We start from the raw sequence: 18,486 nt of genomic DNA on the forward strand, positions 1-18,486 counted from the left end.
TTTTTTCACTAAAGCTATCGATTCGTCTGTCGATAACATTCTCTTTTTTGAGAATTAACCCAGTAGCGTTAACGCTAAATTGGGCTGCTGCTTAGCCTGCGCAAGTATGGATGTACTGACCTGCTGCAGAATCTGCTGCTTGATCATCTGAGTTGTCTCTTTTGCGTAGTCGGTATCTTTAATACGACTGTTCGATGCTGAAAGGTTCTCATTCACATTAGATAAGTTGTTAATCGCATGACTAAAGCGATTCTGCATCGCCCCGAGTTCAGCTCGATGACTATCAACATATTGCAATGCCGTATCAATCACAGATACCGCCCGCTGAGCCCCTCCGACCTTGGAGATATCTAAGTTATCAACTGACTCGTACCCAGACAGCCCCATATTGAGCTGATTAGCTAAACTACCAGAGAATGAGAGGGTTCCAGAGGTTTCACTGCCTGCCATAAATAGCTGTAGTTGACCATCTTCATTGACAGATGCCGAGACTTTATCAGTTTGTCCATTGATATAGGTCGCAAGCTCTTCAATATCATCTCCCACTTTGGCTTTGATTTGAATCGTCTCTTGCTCTCCGAAGGCATTGGTATACTGCATATTCAACATCTGACTGCCTTGACTCACTTGCCAGGCGTCATCGGCTTTGGCATCAGCGATGTAGCTAAACCCGCCCATATCTATGCTATCAGAACGCATGTTCTTCAATGAAACCTGCACGGCTTCACCGGAGCTCGCACCAATCTGAAATGAGGAAGAAGCAAACGAACCATTAAGCAACTTCCGACCACCAAAAGAGGTCGTTTCAGCGATTCGGTTTAATTCGTCGTTTAAAGCGGTCATTTCCTCTTGCAGCGCCATTCGCTCAGCTCGGCTGTTCGAACCATTAGCTGATTGTAGCGAGAGATCTCTCATTCGTTGCAAAAGATTGGTGGTTTCACTCATCGCGCCCTCAGCGGTCTGCATAATGGAGATACCATCATTGGCATTACGCACCGCGACATCTAAACCACGCAATTGTGACTCTAGACGATTAGAGATCTGCAATCCAGCCGCATCATCTTTTGCACTATTAATACGGTACCCTGAAGATAGCCTCTCCAGTGATTGGTTCAGCATCTCTGTCGCATTGCTCAAATGGCGCTGCGCTGTCATCGCTGAAACATTGGTATTCACAGTAATGGTCATAAAATGATGTCATCCTTTTTCGGGTCACCCTCTTTATCGGCTGAGACTGAATTTCTTTAACAAAAAAGCCGAACATTTCTGCTCGGCTTCAATTGAATTAGATTTGGTGGTTTATAGGCTTACTTTAGGTTTAACTCTGCTAGCATTTCATTGCTAGGCGCAAAGAAATAAGCACCCGTTACCGCTTTAGTAAAGCGCAACAGTTGGTCTGTCTTGCCATCAGTGACACCGTACATACTCTCTAGCATGGCTTTAAAGTTATGCAGCGTATTACAGTAGGCAATGAATAGTAGGCCATGCTCACCAGAAACACTACCGTAAGGCAAGCTATGACGAACAATCTTCAAGCCTTTGCCCTCTTCTTTAATGTCGACACGTCCCACGTGAGAAGCTGCAGGTACATCATCTAGCTCAATTGAGTCAGGCTTAGTACGGCCAATCACCTTCTCTTGCGCTGAAACATTCAGGCGATTCCAAGACGGCAAGTTGTGAATGAAGCGTTGTACCATCACATAGCTACCACCGGCAAACTCACCTTGGGGAATAATCGCTACCTCTTCGCGCTGAGCTTCTTTCGGATTTTCGGTACCATCAATGAAATCCGTCATGTCGCGCGAATCTAAGTAGCGATAACCATATGTTTCATCGACAACAGCAACGCTCTCTGCGACTTCAGCAAAGAACTTACGCAGCAAATAGAAATGGAGGTCATGACGATTTGAGTGACAGTGGATAAGCACATCAACATCTGAACTTGGCGCAACGACATCACCTTCTCCCAAAGTAGGAAAGTCAATCAGCTCTTGAGGAACAGAAACATTAAGCTTGCTCCAAAACGCTTTGGTGAATGCGATAGAGAGTGTTAGTTCTGCACCAGGCTGCTGGGCATTAAGTTCATCAACCAACGCTGGCAGAGCTTGTAGCTGCTGCAATATAGACGATTCATTTTGGTTGACCTTAAGCAATGTGTATTGTGCGAAAGGACCCGCTTCAGGAAGAATGGCACTTTGAGGGTATGACATTATTAGTTCCTCACTCGATTTTTGCTCAGTGTATTTTGAATAATTAGCAATGTTTTGATAATGATCATCAATTACTTAAATTAGGTTGTCGGAACATTCTGAAAACAATCTTTAACGCTCCGACTCTTAACGAAGTAGATAATTAACCACAGCAGAAGCAGCATTACCGCACCGTTTGCCCAGCTAAACGCACCGTGAACAAGGTAGATGTGGTACAGGGTTTGCGATAATTGAGCAGTGGCGGTGACTAAAGTAATACCACGCCCATAGGCAACAATCTTATTCAGCCATGAACGTTCTGGGCTGCGCAAACTCACCATCCACATTAAAAGTATACTAGGAATGCCCATAGCTAAACCTAGGTAAAGCATGGTGTGATCGGGATAAACGATCTGTAGAATTTTACTACCGCTATCTCGACTAGCGCCTGCTACCACAAACACCACCCAAGCTTTGGCTAAAAACAACCATGCCAACCAAACGAGCTTAGGTGCTTTAAGAAAGCCGTGTTTATCATATTGTTCTATCGCGTAACGCACTGCTTTATCGCTGTTTTTACTTCGTAACCCCTTACTCTATACCAATTTATCCAATTCGCCATTAGTTCTTGCGTATTAATCCAATAGACAAAAGAGTATTGATTATCTTGGCGCTTGATTGGCACGCACTCGCTTGAGCGACAGCAGTAGGAAGAGTAATAACAATCCGATCGGCATCAGCCACAGCAGAGCATTGGCAAGATTAAACGACGGCTTGTAACGGACAAACTCGCCATATCGAGCCGTCATAAAGTCAATCACCTCTTGTTCGGTTTGGCCTTGGTTGATTTTACGAAACACAATCAAGCGTAAGTCTTTTGCGATAGGCGAGTTAGATTCGACCAAGTTCTGATTTTGGCACTGAGGACAACGTAATGATTTGGCAAGTTCGAGCGCCACTTTTTGTTTTTCAGCAGAGCTAAATTCGAACAGCTCTACCTGAGCATTTTGCTCTTTGGTTGCGGGGGAAAAAAGGTCTTGATCCGCGGCAAATGCACTGGTTAAAAACGAACTCATCACCAGTCCAACAATCAGCGTAACGAAACGAAAGTTCGGTCTCATCCATTAACCTCTTGGTTAAAAAAACGCGCAAAGTGCTTTTGCCATACTCGTTCGTTAAGTACACCTAGATGTTTGTAGACAATTTCACCACTTTGCTTAACCAGATAAGTTTCTGGCGTACCGACAACACCTAACTCAAGGGCTAATAAGCCTTTAGGATCGTAAATCACATCACGGTAGGGATTGCCCAACTGAGCCAAATAGTTCACGGCTCCAGAGTATCGATCGCGGTAGTTGAAGCCAATAATGGCAATCCCCTGCGCCTCTAATTGATTGAGGTAAGCGTGCTCCTTTTTACACACACCACACCATGACGCCCATACATTCACTAGCTGATAGTCTTGAGTGAATAGTTGCTGACTTTGAGTCTCTGTGTGATCAGCTAACAGTTTGACTTCAAGATTAGGAAACTGCCGAACCACCGGCTGACTACCCGGGCCAAAACTCTCATTGTTAAGCCCAGCGACAAGAAACCCGATAAACAGAAGTAATAGCGCTGAAAACAGTCCAATTTTACGCTTGCTTGACCACGCCATGCGTCACTCCCTCTTTGCGACGAGATAAACAAGGTACCACAGCACCGAACATGGCCACCAGTGCTCCACCCCAAATCCAACTAATGTAGGCCTTATATTGAATCTTGACCGCGTAAGAGCGCTCATCCACTTTGCTACTTAAGGTGACGTAAAAATCACCGTGCCAAAAAGACTTGATAGCCGGTTCGCTCATGTTCATCACACGCACCGGGTAATGGCGACGTTCGGGACTAAGCCTAAAGCTCACATCAGCGGTGGAAAATAGTAGCTCGGCCTGCTCAGCAGTATAGTTAGGGCCAATCAACCAATGAGTCTCAAGGTATTCAACCTGCCATGCGCCAAAATCGGCTTGTGTACCTGGCGACATTTTACGATTAACCTCATAGGAGTGCTCGGCGTTCATCACCGCTCCCACCGAGCTGATTGCTAACCCAATATGAGCAAACACCATAAAAGTCAGTTTACGGTATTTGTTCACCAGTAGAATATGACTTACCACGACCCAAGTGCTCAGCCCCCATACCAAAGCGACCATAGGTGCAAACCAAGTCTCTTGTAACCAATACAGTAATGCTCCAAGCACAAGAGAGGTGACCAATATCAGCGCTATATTGAGGGTCGAATAGTCGCCCCCTTGGTGCCACTTAAGCATCGGCACTAAGCCCATGAGTGCAAGCGCCATCAAAGTGAGAGGTAAGAAGAGCGTATTGAAGTATGGCGCGCCAACGGAAACTGAGCCTAACCCTAACAGCTCATAACCCATTGGGTAAAAGGTGCCAAGGAACACAGTAAACGTCGCCACCGCAAGCAAACCAACAGCCAGAATAGCCAAATAGCTTCGACTGAGAATCGATCGCACCGATGAGCTCTGTATGCCCTCGCCGCGCTCAAACAAAAGGGCAAATGAGCCAATCAAGCTCAGGCCAAGAATAGCTAGCAAGGCAATCCCTTTACCAGGGTCAACAGCGAAGGCATGGACTGAGGTTAATACGCCCGAACGAACAACGAAGGTACCTAAAATACTTAAGCTGAAGGTGACCAGAGCAAGCGCCAACGCGGTGCGTTTTTGTTGCTCATGACGCCTTGCAGCGAGCATGGCATGGAGTAGCCCTGTCCCTGTTAACCATGAGAGCAGAGAGGCATTTTCAACCGGGTCCCAGAACCACCAGCCTCCCCAACCGAGTTCATTGTATGCCCACCAAGAGCCAACCAATATCCCTAGGGTTAAAAAAGCCCAAGCAGAGATCGCCCAAGGCGTCGCCAGTTTTACCCAACCCTCAACGAATCTCTTCTGCATCAACGCGGCTAGGGCGAACGCCAATACGGTAGAGAAACCAATATAACCAAGGTAAAGCAGAGGAGGATGGAAAATAAGCCCGACATCTTGCAACATAGGATTGAGGTCTCGCCCTTGATCTAGCCAGACTTGCGAATAGGAAAATGGATTAGAAGAGATTAAGGTGAACCAGCCGAATGCGGCAACAAACAGCAGCATCACCCACTGAACATCATCTAGGTAACTTCGCTCTGCTTTGCGAACAAAAGATATACACGCTGACCACAACGCCAAGGTAAATACCCAGAACAGCATTGAGCCTTCATGGCCGCCCCACACCGCAGCAATCTTAAAGAAAATTGGCAATGCAGAATTAGAGTGAGAAGCCACATAGTGAAACTGAAACTGATCAGCAACAAATAGGTAAGCTAACAAAATAAGGCTCAATGAAGCGACTACTCCATTGAGCCTTGTAAGATATTGGATGGAGAGAGGAGATGTGCGTTGCTGCCATTTCTGCCATGCATACACACCTGCGCTAACTGTGCTCGAAACGGTTACCCAAGTTAACGCAAAATGTCCTAGCTCTCCTACCATATTTATACGACCGTCATTTGGCCTGCATAGAGGATAAAGGTACGTAACATCAACACACCAACCAAACTCAGCGTAGTCACCATAAAGATGTAGCCACCGTTATGGCGCGTCTCTTTTGGCGTTACTAAGTTAAGCGTCAATGGCAACAACATACCAATCAACACCACACCAAACCAAAACCAGTTAGACCAGAATCCACCACCGATCGCATTCCATGCTGCCACTTCATTTTGGCCGCCGCTAAAGATTAAACCTGTAAAGAAGGTCACCAGCACGAACAGTTCAAACATCACGACTGGACGCTCAAAGCTGTGCACCCAAGAAACGCTTGGGCTTGTAGCAGGCTCTTTGAACAGCAAAATACCAAACATCAAACACGCTGCAGCGCCCGAAGACAAGCTTGAGAACAAGAACAGAATCGGTAATACAGGGTTATTTAACATTGGGTAGGTTTTTAAGGCTGACAATAGGAAGCCAGTATAAGCCGCCAGTACCACGGCCAAGAAGCCCAAAAACAGTTCAATCGCGTTGTTGAACTTACCCGATTTGATCAGGAAGCCATCGACGAAATCGAGCAACTTACCCGGCAGTTTACCCTCAGCAAAACTAATGATCTGATGGCGGAATAGAACCCCAATCCAAATGAACAATACCGCCATGTACACTTGGAATAGGATGACACCCATCGACATGACCGAGTCCATGTTGAAATAGATCATGATCTTCCAGAACTCTAGCGGTTTGGTGAGGTGGAAAATCAAAATCGTTAGGCCCGAGATAATGCCAAATGGGGCAAGCCATGCCATTGCTTTCAAAATACCGTTATTCGATGGATCACCCTCGATGACTTTACGTCTTAAGTACAGAGCGATCATAACGGCACCTGCCGACATACCTGCTAAGAACAGATAAACAGCGATAATCCAGTCCCACACCAGAGAGTCGAAGTGGAATGCACTTTCAAAACCATTCATTATCAAATCTCCCCTTTCTGATGAGGCACTTTATACAACTTAGGCTGAGTCCCTAGATGTACCTTGTCTCGATATACAACTTCGGTGTTGAGTACCTTGTTAATCTCACTGTTTGGATCATTAAGGTCACCAAATACCAGAGCCTTCGTCGGACACGACTCAACACAAGCAGGCAACTTACCCTGCGCCAGATTAGTATCACGGCAGAAGTTACATTTGTCCGCCGACTTGTCTTCAGGGTTGAAGAAGCGCACTTGATACGGACAAGCCGCTAGACAGTAACCACAACCGACACATTTCTCTTTATGAACGTCGATAATGCCTGTCTCTTCATCTTTATAAGCAGCACCTGTAGGACAGACATAAACACACGGCGGATTTTCACAATGTTGGCAAGATTTGCGAGTAAAACGGTAATCAACATTCGGGAACTCACCTTGTGGCTCGCTACGGATAATCTCAAGGCGTGAGACACCTTCAGGCACCTTATTCACTTCACGACACGCGTCCGTACAAGCAGTACAGCCAATACATGCGGTTTCATCGTGGATCATGCCATAGCGGACTTGGCCCTCTTGCTCAACATTAGCTAATGTTTTGCGGCTATTTAGAACGGCAGTACCAGCGACACCTGTAGTAAAAATAACGGCACCAGCACCCGTTAAGAAGTTTCGTCTTGAGCAACTCATACTACTTCTCCTCTTCTTTTAACTGGGTGATGTCCGAGTGACAGTCCACACACATTTTGATCTTATCCTTGCGTTCTAGGCTAAGAATCTTGGATTTTTTCTCTGCATGAACAGCGTGGCAGTTAGAGCAGGTAAGATTTTTCGCATGCACGTCATGAGTCCAGCTCGCTTCATGCAACGTCTCGGACGTATGACAGTTAGTGCACTGACTGTTGGCATCTAGGATACCTTGATGCGGCATCTGGATTTTATTGCTACCCATTTGCGATTGAGCCGAGGCGTATTTCGTCACAACGGGAGCGCCTTCACGGTGGTCTGGGCCGATATTGCCGTGACAAGTGGTACAGTTTAGCGTTTTACCTATCTCGCTAAACTTCTCAGTAGTATGCGTTTGATGAACAGTCTGCTGGGAATCCTTATGACATTGAATACACTTGTAATCCTTGTCACGGATAAGCGTGACTTCATGACGTGCTGATTTGTCTTCAGACTGCACTGTTGAAGTGTCGGCAACGGCATGAAGAGAATAACCATAGAGGCAGAATGCTAGAAGAGACTTAAGCATTATGACTATGGCCAACTTTATATTGCCCATATTATCCTTTCCTTATTCCGCTTTAATTTGTAAAACAGCCAACAAATTAAATACGGTTAAAAATTAAAATCCTTCGACGTATTAAGAACACGACAAATGAGATCAATTCTTATTTTGGATAAGCCACAACGCTATTAAATATAATATTACTCCTCTAATACTTAACAGGCAGGCAGAACTGTTCAAAATTCGATCTCCATCACCCTATATATAAAAGGGATAAAAGCACAAGTCATTGATGATAATAAGTTTCATTTCATGACTAGTATTTTCTAATAACCCCAAAGAGGTATATAAGAACTAATTTGAACTGGATCACTGACTAAAATTGATCTCGAACAATTATCACCTATCACTAAGTTATTTATTTTATTTCCATTTATTACAATATATTTCAGTTCTCCAATTCTTAGTTTGGAATATAGCCAGTTCACAACGCTGCTTATAAAAACAGAATACGGAGATAGCACTGTGAATAAATTGCATTGGATACCAAAATCCGCTGCAGCATTAGCAATCGTGGCAACCTCGTTAGTGAGTGTCGCAAGCTTTGCTGCATCCGAAGAAAAAGGCTTGATTGATCCACGCAACGACGCTTACGAGCAGCAACACCCAGATCAATACCACTCTTGGAAAGCCACCTCTGAAAGTGAACATATCGAAGACGCCCTAGCGGAAGACCCAAACATGGTGATTCTTTGGGCCGGTTACGGCTTCGCTAAAGACTACAATAAAGCACGCGGCCACTTCTATGCACTTGATGACGTTCGTCAGACCCTACGTACAGGCGCACCTACCGATGAAAAGTCAGGCCCAATGCCAATGGCGTGTTGGAGCTGTAAAAGCCCAGACGTCGGCCGTGTGATCGATGAGCGCGGTGAAGATGGCTACTTTGAAGGTAAGTGGGCTCGACTAGGTGATCAGATTGCCAACCCTATTGGCTGTGCCGACTGTCACGATACTCGTAGCGAAGCATTCAAAAACGGTGAACCAGCCCTTGCTTTAGCCAAACCTTATGTAGAGCGAGCATTCCAAGCGATTGACAAACCTTTTGAACAACAATCTCGTTTAGATCAGCAAGCTTCAGTCTGTGCTCAATGTCACGTTGAATACTACTTCACTGGCCCGAACAAATCGGTCAAATTCCCTTGGGATATGGGTACCACGGTTGATGAAATGGAGCAGTACTACGATGCGCTTGGCTTTAAAGACTGGACGCACAAAGTCTCTAAAGCACCGATGCTAAAAACACAGCACCCAGGTTACGAAACATGGCGTGATGGCATTCACGGCAAGAACAACGTTGTTTGTGTCGACTGTCATATGCCAAAAGTAACCAAAGAAGATGGCACCGTATACACTGACCATAAAGTAGGCAATCCATTTGACCGTTTCGAAGATACTTGTGCTAGCTGTCATACCCAATCAAAAGATCAGCTACGTGAAATCGTATCTAGCCGCAAAGCTCAAGTCCTAAACATGAAGCTAACAGCTGAGAAACAGATCGTTGCTGCACACTTTGAAGCCGGTGCTGCGTGGGATGCTGGCGCGACCGAAGCTGAGATGAAAGATATTCTTCAAGATATCCGTCATGCGCAATGGCGTTGGGACTACGCAATCGCATCACACGGTGTTCACATGCATGCCCCTGAAGTTGCGCTTGAAGTGCTAGGTACTGCGGTAGACCGTGCTGCTGACGCTCGTACTAAACTGGTTCGTCTGCTCGCGAAAAAAGGCATTCCCGAGCCAATCGAGATCCCAGATATTTCAACCAAAGCCGCAGCGCAAAAAGCACTGGGGATGGATATGGATAAGATGAACGCAGACAAAGAGAACTTCTTAAAAACTGTTGTTCCAGAGTGGGAGAAAGCTGCAGAGAAACGCGAAGCGAGTTACGAGAAATAACCTCGAACAAGCAACAATAAACAAAGCCAGCTTAAGCTGGCTTTGTTTGTTTTAGTAAAAGTATAAAATCTATCTACGGTTGACGGTTATATCTGAAACATAACCATTACCAATACCCTTAAGCGAACTATGAATCATAAGCGCGGCATCGTCTGCTGACATAAAACTCTGAGTATCGAGCTCTTTTCCACTTGTAGCCCAAAACTCTGTTGCCATTCCTCCTGGATAAACGGCAACAATATTCATTGGGTAACCTTTTAGCTCCATACGAACTGATTCAATCAAACCTTTCACTGCCCACTTCACCGCGCAATACGTTGATTCTTGGGCTTTGGGCTGCTGAGCCGCCGTTGACATCACCATGGTCAAGGTAACAGGCTGATCTTTAAAACGCTTCACAGACTCTCGCACTGTATTGATGGCAGTAGTAAGGTTGTTTGCTATCAACTCTTCTATGCGCTCTGGGTTTTGATCTTCAAGCAAGCCGAAGTAACCACTCCCCGCGCAGTGAATGATCTTCGTCGGGAGTTCTTCAAGCTGTTCAAACATAGCTTGCACATCGATGTGGCTAGCAAGATTACAAGCTTGATAAGTTGCTTGTGAAGACAACTGGCTGTGTATGTTAGTTAACTTCTGCTCACTCCTACCAATTAAGTGCACTTTCTCGCCGTTGCTATCGTACAGTTTCGCTAACGCTGCACCAAGGCCACTACTCGCGCCGGTGATTAATATCATGACAGTTCCTTTTTCATTTCTTAAACACGCAGCTTAGCCTTTAATAAACGATTTTGCTTGGTTCAAAGAGTGGATAATCGCTTCGCGATCTAAGTCTGGATTGTGTGAGTCAAGCAACTTGGTCCAGGTGTCTACCGCTTGCTGATAGCGAAAACTAATAAAATGATCGTTTGCAATCAAAGTCAAAGCAGTCACGTTGGCAGGCTCAAGGGTTAAGGCTTGCTCAAGCAGTTGTGAAACCTCATCGGTCATAATCTGCTTGCGGACATAGTAAAGAGAGGTTGCTTTTGCAGCAAACTGATTGGCCGAGGGTTGTTCACTTAAGCGAATCACATAGTCAAAGCAGGTCAATGCTGATGAGAAGTCTTGATTATTTAAATAGCCATGCCCGAGTTGAAACCATAACTCTGCCTGATTTGGATCTTGCTTCAATTGGCTTTGTAGTTCGTGCATCCACTCTTGATGCGTCGGCTGAGGTTCTAACTCTGCAATAGGCTCAGGCGCTTGACCTTGCAGCCAATAAAAGATCGGCGCAGCAATTATCAAACTGGCGACCAATGTCCGCTTCATCAGCACTCCAACACTTTTGTTCATCACGAACTCAGTATATCCTGTTAACACATATATGTCTTTGAACTAGCAGACCCTATTAGATCCTATCACTATGAAAAACAAAGTTGTGCCCTCAGAGCAAACGCAGCAAGAAGCGATGAAGATTGCCAAAGCAACACAGAAACCCGGTCAAACCAAAGAGCAGACTAAACTGATTGCTCAAGGGATTGAAAAAGGCATTGCTCAGTATAAAAAACAGCAGAAAGAACGCTCTCGTCAAGCTGACAAAGCCAAGAAAAAAGCACAAAAAGCAAAGAAAAATGTGGAACAAGTGAGTAACCAAACTGCTCAAGTAGAAGCAGAAAACCAAACCGTGAGAGCACAACCAGCGATTTTACCTTGGGCGCTACTCATCATTAGTTGGATAGGATTTATCGCCTATGTTAGCCAGAGCTAAATACGCTGTTGCAATAGTCTCGCTTGGAATGCTCGCGGGCTGCGCGACGCCAACAACCGAACTACACCCAGATGCCAGCGCGATCCACTTAAGGATCGATGCTCAATTTGACGCAGATGATTGCCAATGGCTCGGCGAGATAACAGGAAGTGAAGGTCATTGGTACAACTATCTGTTCTTTGCCAATGACGTGATGATACGTGGTGCATTGAATGAAGCCAAGAACCAAGCATACGAGCTAGGAGCTAACACCGTCTATTTAATTTCACCACAAGACTTTGTTACCTCCTTTACTGTCATGGGCAATGCCTACCACTGCCCAAAATAGCACCGCTAAAAAAGTATCGCTAAAAACAAAATACCTAGCGCCTAAACGCTAGGTATTGTAAATCGTAGTTCTAAAAGCCAAGGCTCGATGCGATATCTGTTTGTCTCTCCATTACCCACTGACTGTCAAATGGGCCCCAATCAGACAACTGATAATAACCGTCATTGTGACGTCGACCGTCTTGGACAAACATCAGTTCAATGCCAATGCCCGGCAAGGCCTTTATTACATCTTGAATAGTGCGTCGTGGCCAGCCTGTTTGCTCAATCAGTTTCGGCACATTTGGGCGCTCTAGATTTTCAACCAGTAGTGCAAGATACAAGCGCCTCGCAAAAACAGGACTCAATTCCATTGATACCTCCTAGTAATTTCTAGAGTCATTATTTCTGTTTTACCCGCCAGTGTGTTGCGTTTGATCAAAAACTCTACGATCGCTAACTAGGTGAAACTGTTTTTTTTACGGAATGAATTATATCCATCACACTTTTGTCTCACTCTCCACTTCCTGCTAGGATGCAGAAAACGCATTAGAAAACAACGAGGGCAATGCGCCCCAAAGTCACTTTAAAGGGTTCAACTATGACAATTACCGTGTATGGCATCCCAAACTGCGACACAATTAAAAAAGCCAAGAAGTGTCTAGAAGCACAAGGGGTGGAGTACAGTTTTCACGATTACCGCAAGCAAGGAATCGACAAAGCACTAGTCGAAACATTTTGCCAACAGCTAGGTTGGGAGAATGTGCTCAACAAACGCGGCACCACCTACCGCCAACTGACTCAAGAGCAAAAAGACTCACTCAATGAAGCGAACGCAATTGAGCTGCTTGTTGAGCACCCAGCGATGATCAAACGCCCTATTCTGGTTTCTGGTAATGACTACCATCTCGGCTTTAAAGCGGATCAATACAACGCCATTTTTTCATAATATTTAGTAAGGATTTCAAGGATGACAGATAGCCCTACTCTGGCTCTCGCAAAAGACTTCATCAGTCGCCAATCAGTAACCCCGGAAGATGCAGGCTGCCAAGAGGTGATGATCAACCGCTTAAAAGCCCTAGGATTTGAAATTGAAGTAATGGTGTTTGAAGACACAACCAACTTCTGGGCTCGTCGTGGTACCGAAGCACCACTATTTGCTTTTGCAGGACATACGGATGTCGTGCCAGCAGGCAACCCGGATTTATGGGATACTCCGCCTTTTGAACCAACCATCAAAGACGGCTTCTTACATGGTCGTGGAGCAGCCGATATGAAAGGCTCGCTAGCCAGCATGATCGTTGCAGTTGAGCAGTTCATTGCACAGCACCCAGACCATAAAGGTTCAATCGGTTTTCTAATCACCTCTGATGAAGAGGGGCCGTTTATCAATGGTACGGTACGTGTCGTTGAAACATTAATGGCCCGTGGCGAAAACATTGACATGTGTATTGTTGGAGAGCCATCGAGTACCGAAATTGTCGGTGACGTGGTTAAGAATGGTCGCCGTGGTTCAATTACTGGCGATCTGACCGTCAAAGGGATACAAGGTCACGTGGCCTATCCTCACCTAGCGAACAACCCGGTTCATCAGTCACTACTCGCCATTCACGAACTGGCGACGACTGAGTGGGATAAGGGCAATGACTACTTCCCACCAACCAGTTTCCAGATCCCTAATGTGCATGCTGGTACTGGTGCTTCGAATGTCATCCCTGGTGAATTTAACGTTCAGTTCAACTTACGTTTTAGCACCGAGCTTAACAACGATGCGATTGTATCGCGCGTAACTGAAACACTCGATAAGCATGATTTAGATTACGACCTAAAATGGACATTCAATGGAGACCCGTTCTTAACAGATACAGGCGCACTGTTGGATGCAGTTGTCGATGCCGTGGATACCGTTAACCAAACCAAACCGGCGCTACTTACCACAGGCGGCACCTCTGACGGTCGATTTATCGCTCGCATGGGTGGTCAAGTAGTAGAGCTTGGTCCGGTAAATGCGACTATCCACAAAGTGAACGAGTGTGTCAAAATTGCAGACCTAGAAAAACTGACTGATATGTATCAGAAAACACTAGAGAACTTGTTGGTTTAAGCATGACACCAGAGCAACTGACAGGCCAAACAACCAGCCATTTAGTTGAGACCGTTGTCGGCCAAAAAGCGTTCTTGGTTCACCCTAAGGTGAGCCAAGATCTGCTCGCGCTAAAACAGGCAGCCGCGGACGCAGGATTTAACCTTAATATCGCGAGTGGCTTTCGAGACTTTGACCGTCAGGTGGCAATCTGGAACAACAAGATGTCGGGACAAACTGACATTTTGGACAGCAACAGCCAAGTGATGGATACAAGCCAACTATCTGAAACAGATAAAGTGTTAGCGATTCTGCGCTGGTCAGCACTTCCAGGAGGTAGCCGCCATCACTGGGGCTGTGACTTTGATGTGTTTGACCGAGATAGCCTGCCGCAAGACTCCACTCTCAAGCTAGAGCCATGGGAGTACTTGTCAGGGCATCAAAGCAAGTTTTATCTATGGCTAACAGCGAATCTAACTCAGCACGGGTTCTTTTTTCCTTATGCACAAGACAAAGGTGGAGTAGCTATCGAACCTTGGCACATCAGCCATAAATCAGTGTCTGAGCAGTGTTTACAACAACTTGATGTCGTAGCACTAGCGCAGCAACTCAGATCTGCTTCCATTTTAGGCAAGCAAACTGTGTTAATACAGCTTGAAAACATCTACAATCGTTTTATTAGCAACATTACGAGATAAACGTTGTGTTAGACCTGCTTACCAACCCTTGGGTTATCATTGTTATTGTCTTGAGCGTTGTAATAGGAAACATTGCGGCCCTTAAGTACACAGCCAATATGAAGTTTGGCCAGGTGAAGAAAAAGCCTAAAACGGCAGATGAAGATTCAGATCAAGACCCTCAGTAACGCGGGTCTTTTTATTTAGCTTCGACTATTTTAAGTGATCCCAAGAGATGTTAGAGACGATTCGGCAATCATCACACTTAAAGTAGAAGATATCGTGTACAGGCTCATCGAGTAACCACTCACCACCACATGTCGGGCATTTACGTGCCTTCTCTTGCTCAAGGCTTTGGCCACCAACGCGGTACTGATAGTAGTAGGTCGGAATTTGAGTAATGTATTCAATTCGACCACGCAAATCCCAGCCACGTTTGAACAACACACTGTCGGTATCGCAAATCTCATGCAGTGCAGCGTGTTCCGCTCGACAGCCACCAGCCATCTGAATTTCATCGCACGCTTGCCACTCGGTTTGCCATTTCACTACCGCTTTATGGTCGCCATTTAGTGTCGGGGGATTACGATAAAGTGGAATTGGCAATAAGGTTTCACCACTTCTCAGTGGCGAACAGGTATGGACATAAGTGGTGTACAACACCTGCCAGCTTGGCGCTTGATCTTCTGCCGCTTCCTCAGAGTTGAGGTCTCGGCCCAGCATACGCATCTTCGGCGCCAACAGACTCGCGTCAGATAAGCGATTTAGGCATACCTTAACGAAATCAGAGTGATAGCTTGGGTGAAGACTGTCTTGCTCTGGGCACACTACCCGAACAAAAAACTCGCCATCGCCCATCACAATTGGAAACTCTCGACCTAATACCTGACCATTGTAGCGCAGCGCATCCATCAAGCCGTTGATCGCCTTGTCGACAGCACTGACGGTGGTATTGTCAAAACACTCAAACTGGAGTTCTACAACGTACATAGTTACACCGCTGGCTCTAAGTTCGCCAGAAACTCAGCAATGTCTTGCGCCAACACATCACGCTTATCAGTACCTAAGCGCTCTAAGACTACGTTACCTGTGATATTGCAGATGGACACAACATCTAGCTCAGCGTCAGTCGCACCAATAAACACCGTTGGTTTTAGTTTCAAACGGCGCTGAGTCACCAAATGACCAAGAATGTTCTCTTGCAAGCGCACAAAATCATCGTCGCTCCAAACTTGCAGTAGCGTTAGCTCGTTACCTTGCCAAGTCGCGTCCATGTCCGCACTGTACTGAGAACCATAAAAGGTCTTAATATCTTGGTGTAGCGTCAACTCAATACCGTTTTCTACATTGGTAAAATCAGCAGCTTGCTCACGTTGATACGCTTGCCACTCAACAGCTTCGTCTGTTTTTGCTTCAACACATGGTGAGACTAAATCCACCAGCTCTTCGCTGCGTGGTAGATGGCCATGTGCATCAAGATAAGCCTGACGGTATTTTTCACTGAATGCGTGTAAAGCTTGCAGGGCATGGTCTGCCATTTGATTCTCCAATATGAATGGTCGCTTTTAAGGACAGGATTGCGTAAAATTCTCGCCATTCTAATAGAAAACGAACAAAAGTATGAGCAAATATTCTGACGCTAAAGAGCTTGCTGGTCTGACCCTAGGTCAAAAGACAGAGTATTCAAACCAATATGATCCAAACCTACTGCAACCTGTTCCCCGCAGCCTGAACCGAGATGATTTGCATCTTGGCGATGCTCTGCCTTTCCAAGGTTGCGATATCTGGACCTTATACGAGCTATCTTGGCTGAATGAAAAAGGGCTGCCTCAGGTTGCGATCGGTGAAGTTTCTATCCCTGCCACCAGCGCAAATCTGATTGAGTCAAAATCATTTAAACTATACTTGAACAGTTTCAACCAGAGCCGCTTTGCTTCATGGGATGAAGTTGAACAAACGCTAGTTAAAGATCTTTCTGCCTGCGCAGGAGAAGCCGTATCGGTAACGGTTCGCTCGGTAGAGGATTACACTGACTCCTTAGTAGTTACTATGGGTGGAGAGTGCATCGACGGACAAGATATCGAAATCACTAGTTATAAGTTTGACCGTAATTTATTGGCAGGCGCAGCCTCCGAAAAAGATGTTGAAGAAACACTACACAGCCATCTACTTAAGTCGAACTGCCTGATCACTAACCAACCCGATTGGGGCAGTGTTGAGATTCAATACAAGGGTAAGCAGATCAACCGTGAAGCACTGCTGCGCTACCTAATATCGTTCCGCGAACATAACGAGTTTCATGAGCAGTGTGTCGAGCGTATCTTTACTGACATTATGGAGTTCTGCCAGCCAGAGCTATTGACTGTTTACGCTCGTTATACCCGCCGTGGTGGCCTTGATATTAACCCTTATCGTTCTAACGTAAGCAATCAACCTAGTCACAATCAACGCATGGCTCGTCAATAGGAAGTCACTTAATGGTTAATGTACGCTGGAAGCCCTTTATCGGCGCCTTGTTGTTTCTTGTTGCAACGCCTATCTGGGCAAATACTCTATACTCATCGGCGCTGTTAAGTGAAGCAAACAGCCTAGTTAATATTGTACCCGAGCAAGCAAAGCGACTAGCAACTAACTACTTAACTCAACGTACATTAACCGATAAGACGGAAAAGAGCCCGTCAGCGATTTCTCGCGATGAAGCAGACAACCGAACAAGAACTCCCGGTGGCACTATAGATGCGCTACGCATTCTGGCTCGCGCAGAAGCTAACTTAGGTAATGAGCCTGAAGCTCTCAACATTCTCAAAGAGGCAAAGCACCTGGCAACCGTCTATAAGCTGCCATACTTGCTGATAGACTTAAAACTCGTCGAAACCAAGCTCAAATGGCATCTGAGTGGCAACGCGCAAGCTGCCCAACAGAGCATGAACGAGATCGAGCAAGAGTTTAGCCAAATTGAGAACCCACAGCAGTTGGCTCGTGGCCTCAAGTATCGATTAACCATGCTGAAAGCCGAAGTCGCCTCTACTGAAGGTAATTTGGAACTGGCCACTCAACTATACCAAGAGGTTAAACCCTACGTTGACGAATCTAAGTCTATCCATACCATCATTGACTACCATACCACTGTAGGTAAGCAACTACTTGCCAACAAGAAGTACAACCGTGCTTTATCGGAGCTACTAATCAGTTACTGGACCGCGATAGAGACAGACTCAGCGCGCCAACTCGCAGAAGTAAACCGCATTCTTGGCCAACTTTTCTATGATCGTAAAGTACTCGACAAAGCCAATGATCACTTTTCTCAAGCCGCTGATTTTTATGATAACTATGAAAACTCTCCCGCTCTGGCTCCGCTACTAAAACGTATGGGTGATATCTACTATTATCAAGGCAAATATAACCTCGCGTTAGTCCACTATTTTAACGCGATGGACCATGAGCGATTGCAGAACAATATCGAGAGCGTTATTGATATTCGAATCTCGCTTGCAGCGACCTATTTGAACCTAGTAAATTTTCCTTTGACGGAGCAATACCTAGAGCGTGCACAGGAACTTCTACAATACGCCGATATTCCAAAACTTAAAGCTTATGCATTACTGCTTGATGCTGGCCTAGCACGACATAAGAAACTGCCGAAAAAGGTCATTGATAGCGCCACTCAAGCACTGGATATTGCAAAAGATATTCAAGACATCAGCTTGCAAAAATCAGCTTACAACATGTTGTATCTTGGCTACGAGCTGAACGGTCAATACCAGCAAGCGTTAAACTACCTCAAACAGTACAAC

Annotated in this window: 23 protein-coding genes; 9 read left to right on the plus strand and 14 right to left on the minus strand. The window is 45.6% G+C overall.

All coding sequences use genetic code 11. The features are described 5' to 3' along the window. Positions 1-54: 54 nt before the first annotated feature. From QTO00_RS03520 to nrfB, 9 genes are all read right to left on the minus strand, one after another. Positions 55-1,188: a flagellin gene (locus QTO00_RS03520; RefSeq protein WP_331422992.1), complete on the minus strand. Its 1,134-nt coding sequence runs from the start codon at positions 1,186-1,188 to the stop codon at positions 55-57. 119 nt (positions 1,189-1,307) lie between these two features. After that, on the minus strand, positions 1,308-2,210 hold the full coding sequence (locus tag QTO00_RS03525; protein ID WP_331422994.1) for a Dyp-type peroxidase: 903 nt from the start codon (positions 2,208-2,210) through the stop codon (positions 1,308-1,310). An 80-nt stretch (positions 2,211-2,290) separates the two neighbouring features. Then, a complete protein-coding gene (locus QTO00_RS03530) occupies positions 2,291-2,749 on the minus strand; it encodes a DUF2919 domain-containing protein (protein ID WP_331422996.1) in 459 nt (152 codons plus the stop codon). A gap of 102 nt (positions 2,750-2,851) precedes the next feature. Continuing rightward, a complete protein-coding gene (gene nrfF / locus QTO00_RS03535) occupies positions 2,852-3,310 on the minus strand; it encodes a heme lyase NrfEFG subunit NrfF (protein ID WP_331422998.1) in 459 nt (152 codons plus the stop codon). Continuing rightward, positions 3,307-3,846, minus strand: a complete 540-nt coding sequence (locus tag QTO00_RS03540; RefSeq protein WP_331423000.1) for a DsbE family thiol:disulfide interchange protein — start codon at positions 3,844-3,846, stop codon at positions 3,307-3,309. The genes nrfF and QTO00_RS03540 overlap by 4 nt, the downstream gene beginning before the upstream one ends. Then, positions 3,824-5,719 (minus strand): heme lyase CcmF/NrfE family subunit, encoded by a 1,896-nt coding sequence (locus tag QTO00_RS03545; protein WP_331423001.1) that lies wholly within the window; start codon positions 5,717-5,719, stop codon positions 3,824-3,826. The genes QTO00_RS03540 and QTO00_RS03545 overlap by 23 nt, the downstream gene beginning before the upstream one ends. 2 nt (positions 5,720-5,721) lie before the next feature. Next, positions 5,722-6,693 (minus strand): cytochrome c nitrite reductase subunit NrfD, encoded by a 972-nt coding sequence (nrfD, locus tag QTO00_RS03550; RefSeq protein WP_331423003.1) that lies wholly within the window; start codon positions 6,691-6,693, stop codon positions 5,722-5,724. 2 nt (positions 6,694-6,695) lie between these two features. Then, complete coding sequence (gene nrfC, locus QTO00_RS03555) at positions 6,696-7,382, minus strand: cytochrome c nitrite reductase Fe-S protein (RefSeq protein ID WP_331423005.1); 687 nt, start codon at positions 7,380-7,382, stop codon at positions 6,696-6,698. A gap of 1 nt (position 7,383) precedes the next feature. Continuing rightward, positions 7,384-7,977 carry a cytochrome c nitrite reductase pentaheme subunit gene (gene nrfB, locus QTO00_RS03560; protein ID WP_331423007.1) on the minus strand — a complete coding sequence of 198 codons (594 nt, stop codon included), beginning with the start codon at positions 7,975-7,977 and terminating at the stop codon, positions 7,384-7,386. 519 nt (positions 7,978-8,496) lie between these two features. Here nrfB and nrfA point away from each other — a divergent pair. Next, positions 8,497-9,882: an ammonia-forming nitrite reductase cytochrome c552 subunit gene (gene nrfA / locus QTO00_RS03565; protein ID WP_443088895.1), complete on the plus strand. Its 1,386-nt coding sequence runs from the start codon at positions 8,497-8,499 to the stop codon at positions 9,880-9,882. 69 nt (positions 9,883-9,951) lie between these two features. Here the strand turns inward: nrfA and QTO00_RS03570 are convergent, their stop codons facing one another. Both QTO00_RS03570 and QTO00_RS03575 read right to left on the minus strand, forming a co-directional pair. Beyond that, the gene (locus QTO00_RS03570; RefSeq protein WP_331423009.1) at positions 9,952-10,617 is read right to left on the minus strand and encodes an SDR family NAD(P)-dependent oxidoreductase; all 666 of its coding nucleotides are present in this window, start codon (positions 10,615-10,617) and stop codon (positions 9,952-9,954) included. A 33-nt stretch (positions 10,618-10,650) separates the two neighbouring features. Beyond that, entirely contained in the window at positions 10,651-11,211 is a 561-nt protein-coding gene (locus tag QTO00_RS03575; protein WP_331423010.1) for a TPR domain-containing protein, read from the minus strand. A 70-nt stretch (positions 11,212-11,281) separates the two neighbouring features. On the opposite strand from QTO00_RS03575, the gene QTO00_RS03580 reads away from it, so the two are divergent. Continuing rightward, positions 11,282-11,626 carry a DUF2956 domain-containing protein gene (locus tag QTO00_RS03580; RefSeq protein ID WP_331423012.1) on the plus strand — a complete coding sequence of 115 codons (345 nt, stop codon included), beginning with the start codon at positions 11,282-11,284 and terminating at the stop codon, positions 11,624-11,626. Then, positions 11,610-11,954 carry a DUF4156 domain-containing protein gene (locus QTO00_RS03585; protein WP_331423013.1) on the plus strand — a complete coding sequence of 115 codons (345 nt, stop codon included), beginning with the start codon at positions 11,610-11,612 and terminating at the stop codon, positions 11,952-11,954. Before QTO00_RS03580 ends, QTO00_RS03585 begins: the two co-directional genes overlap by 17 nt. Before the next feature lie 70 nt (positions 11,955-12,024). On the opposite strand, the gene QTO00_RS03590 is transcribed toward QTO00_RS03585, so the two are convergent. After that, positions 12,025-12,306, minus strand: a complete 282-nt coding sequence (locus tag QTO00_RS03590) for a winged helix-turn-helix domain-containing protein (RefSeq protein ID WP_038202598.1) — start codon at positions 12,304-12,306, stop codon at positions 12,025-12,027. Between the two features lie 227 nt (positions 12,307-12,533). Here QTO00_RS03590 and QTO00_RS03595 point away from each other — a divergent pair, with 227 nt between their 5' ends. The 4 genes from QTO00_RS03595 to QTO00_RS03610 are packed head-to-tail and all read left to right on the plus strand — an operon-like array spanning position 12,534 to position 14,880. Continuing rightward, complete coding sequence (locus tag QTO00_RS03595) at positions 12,534-12,881, plus strand: ArsC family reductase (RefSeq protein WP_331423014.1); 348 nt, start codon at positions 12,534-12,536, stop codon at positions 12,879-12,881. Between the two features lie 21 nt (positions 12,882-12,902). After that, positions 12,903-14,036, plus strand: coding sequence for a succinyl-diaminopimelate desuccinylase (dapE, locus tag QTO00_RS03600; RefSeq protein WP_331423015.1), 1,134 nt, complete (start codon positions 12,903-12,905; stop codon positions 14,034-14,036). Between the two features lie 2 nt (positions 14,037-14,038). Then, positions 14,039-14,713 carry a M15 family metallopeptidase gene (locus QTO00_RS03605; protein ID WP_331423016.1) on the plus strand — a complete coding sequence of 225 codons (675 nt, stop codon included), beginning with the start codon at positions 14,039-14,041 and terminating at the stop codon, positions 14,711-14,713. A gap of 5 nt (positions 14,714-14,718) precedes the next feature. Next, positions 14,719-14,880 carry a DUF2897 family protein gene (locus QTO00_RS03610; RefSeq protein ID WP_331423017.1) on the plus strand — a complete coding sequence of 54 codons (162 nt, stop codon included), beginning with the start codon at positions 14,719-14,721 and terminating at the stop codon, positions 14,878-14,880. 25 nt (positions 14,881-14,905) lie between these two features. Here QTO00_RS03610 and QTO00_RS03615 read toward each other — a convergent pair whose 3' ends face one another. Together QTO00_RS03615 and syd are read right to left on the minus strand one after the other, a co-directional pair. Continuing rightward, positions 14,906-15,682 carry a Zn-ribbon-containing protein gene (locus QTO00_RS03615; protein WP_331423019.1) on the minus strand — a complete coding sequence of 259 codons (777 nt, stop codon included), beginning with the start codon at positions 15,680-15,682 and terminating at the stop codon, positions 14,906-14,908. Positions 15,683-15,684: 2 nt separating this feature from the next. Continuing rightward, positions 15,685-16,230, minus strand: coding sequence for a SecY-interacting protein (syd, locus tag QTO00_RS03620; RefSeq protein WP_331423020.1), 546 nt, complete (start codon positions 16,228-16,230; stop codon positions 15,685-15,687). An 82-nt stretch (positions 16,231-16,312) separates the two neighbouring features. Between syd and queF the strand changes: the two genes are divergently transcribed. Further along, positions 16,313-17,158, plus strand: a complete 846-nt coding sequence (queF, locus tag QTO00_RS03625; protein WP_331423021.1) for an NADPH-dependent 7-cyano-7-deazaguanine reductase QueF — start codon at positions 16,313-16,315, stop codon at positions 17,156-17,158. A gap of 11 nt (positions 17,159-17,169) precedes the next feature. Further along, on the plus strand, positions 17,170-18,486 hold a 1,317-nt coding region (locus QTO00_RS03630; RefSeq protein ID WP_443088894.1), incomplete at its 3' end, for a tetratricopeptide repeat protein.

This window comes from Vibrio sp. M260118 (assembly GCF_036533755.1).
GTDB lineage: Bacteria > Pseudomonadota > Gammaproteobacteria > Enterobacterales > Vibrionaceae > Vibrio.

Excerpts from the sequence above, each read along its gene's own strand:
- QTO00_RS03520 (WP_331422992.1), bottom strand. The coding sequence starts at position 1,188 with ATGACCATTACTGTGAATACCAATGTTTCAGCGATGACAGCGCAGCGC.
- QTO00_RS03525 (WP_331422994.1), bottom strand. The coding sequence starts at position 2,210 with ATGTCATACCCTCAAAGTGCCATTCTTCCTGAAGCGGGTCCTTTCGCA.
- nrfF (WP_331422998.1), bottom strand. The coding sequence starts at position 3,310 with ATGAGACCGAACTTTCGTTTCGTTACGCTGATTGTTGGACTGGTGATG.
- QTO00_RS03540 (WP_331423000.1), bottom strand. The coding sequence starts at position 3,846 with ATGGCGTGGTCAAGCAAGCGTAAAATTGGACTGTTTTCAGCGCTATTA.
- QTO00_RS03545 (WP_331423001.1), bottom strand. The coding sequence starts at position 5,719 with ATGGTAGGAGAGCTAGGACATTTTGCGTTAACTTGGGTAACCGTTTCG.
- nrfD (WP_331423003.1), bottom strand. The coding sequence starts at position 6,693 with ATGAATGGTTTTGAAAGTGCATTCCACTTCGACTCTCTGGTGTGGGAC.
- nrfC (WP_331423005.1), bottom strand. The coding sequence starts at position 7,382 with ATGAGTTGCTCAAGACGAAACTTCTTAACGGGTGCTGGTGCCGTTATT.
- nrfB (WP_331423007.1), bottom strand. The coding sequence starts at position 7,977 with ATGGGCAATATAAAGTTGGCCATAGTCATAATGCTTAAGTCTCTTCTA.
- QTO00_RS03570 (WP_331423009.1), bottom strand. The coding sequence starts at position 10,617 with ATGATATTAATCACCGGCGCGAGTAGTGGCCTTGGTGCAGCGTTAGCG.
- QTO00_RS03575 (WP_331423010.1), bottom strand. The coding sequence starts at position 11,211 with ATGAACAAAAGTGTTGGAGTGCTGATGAAGCGGACATTGGTCGCCAGT.
- QTO00_RS03580 (WP_331423012.1), top strand. The coding sequence starts at position 11,282 with ATGAAAAACAAAGTTGTGCCCTCAGAGCAAACGCAGCAAGAAGCGATG.
- QTO00_RS03585 (WP_331423013.1), top strand. The coding sequence starts at position 11,610 with ATGTTAGCCAGAGCTAAATACGCTGTTGCAATAGTCTCGCTTGGAATG.
- QTO00_RS03590 (WP_038202598.1), bottom strand. The coding sequence starts at position 12,306 with ATGGAATTGAGTCCTGTTTTTGCGAGGCGCTTGTATCTTGCACTACTG.
- QTO00_RS03595 (WP_331423014.1), top strand. The coding sequence starts at position 12,534 with ATGACAATTACCGTGTATGGCATCCCAAACTGCGACACAATTAAAAAA.
- dapE (WP_331423015.1), top strand. The coding sequence starts at position 12,903 with ATGACAGATAGCCCTACTCTGGCTCTCGCAAAAGACTTCATCAGTCGC.
- QTO00_RS03605 (WP_331423016.1), top strand. The coding sequence starts at position 14,039 with ATGACACCAGAGCAACTGACAGGCCAAACAACCAGCCATTTAGTTGAG.
- QTO00_RS03615 (WP_331423019.1), bottom strand. The coding sequence starts at position 15,682 with ATGTACGTTGTAGAACTCCAGTTTGAGTGTTTTGACAATACCACCGTC.
- syd (WP_331423020.1), bottom strand. The coding sequence starts at position 16,230 with ATGGCAGACCATGCCCTGCAAGCTTTACACGCATTCAGTGAAAAATAC.
- queF (WP_331423021.1), top strand. The coding sequence starts at position 16,313 with ATGAGCAAATATTCTGACGCTAAAGAGCTTGCTGGTCTGACCCTAGGT.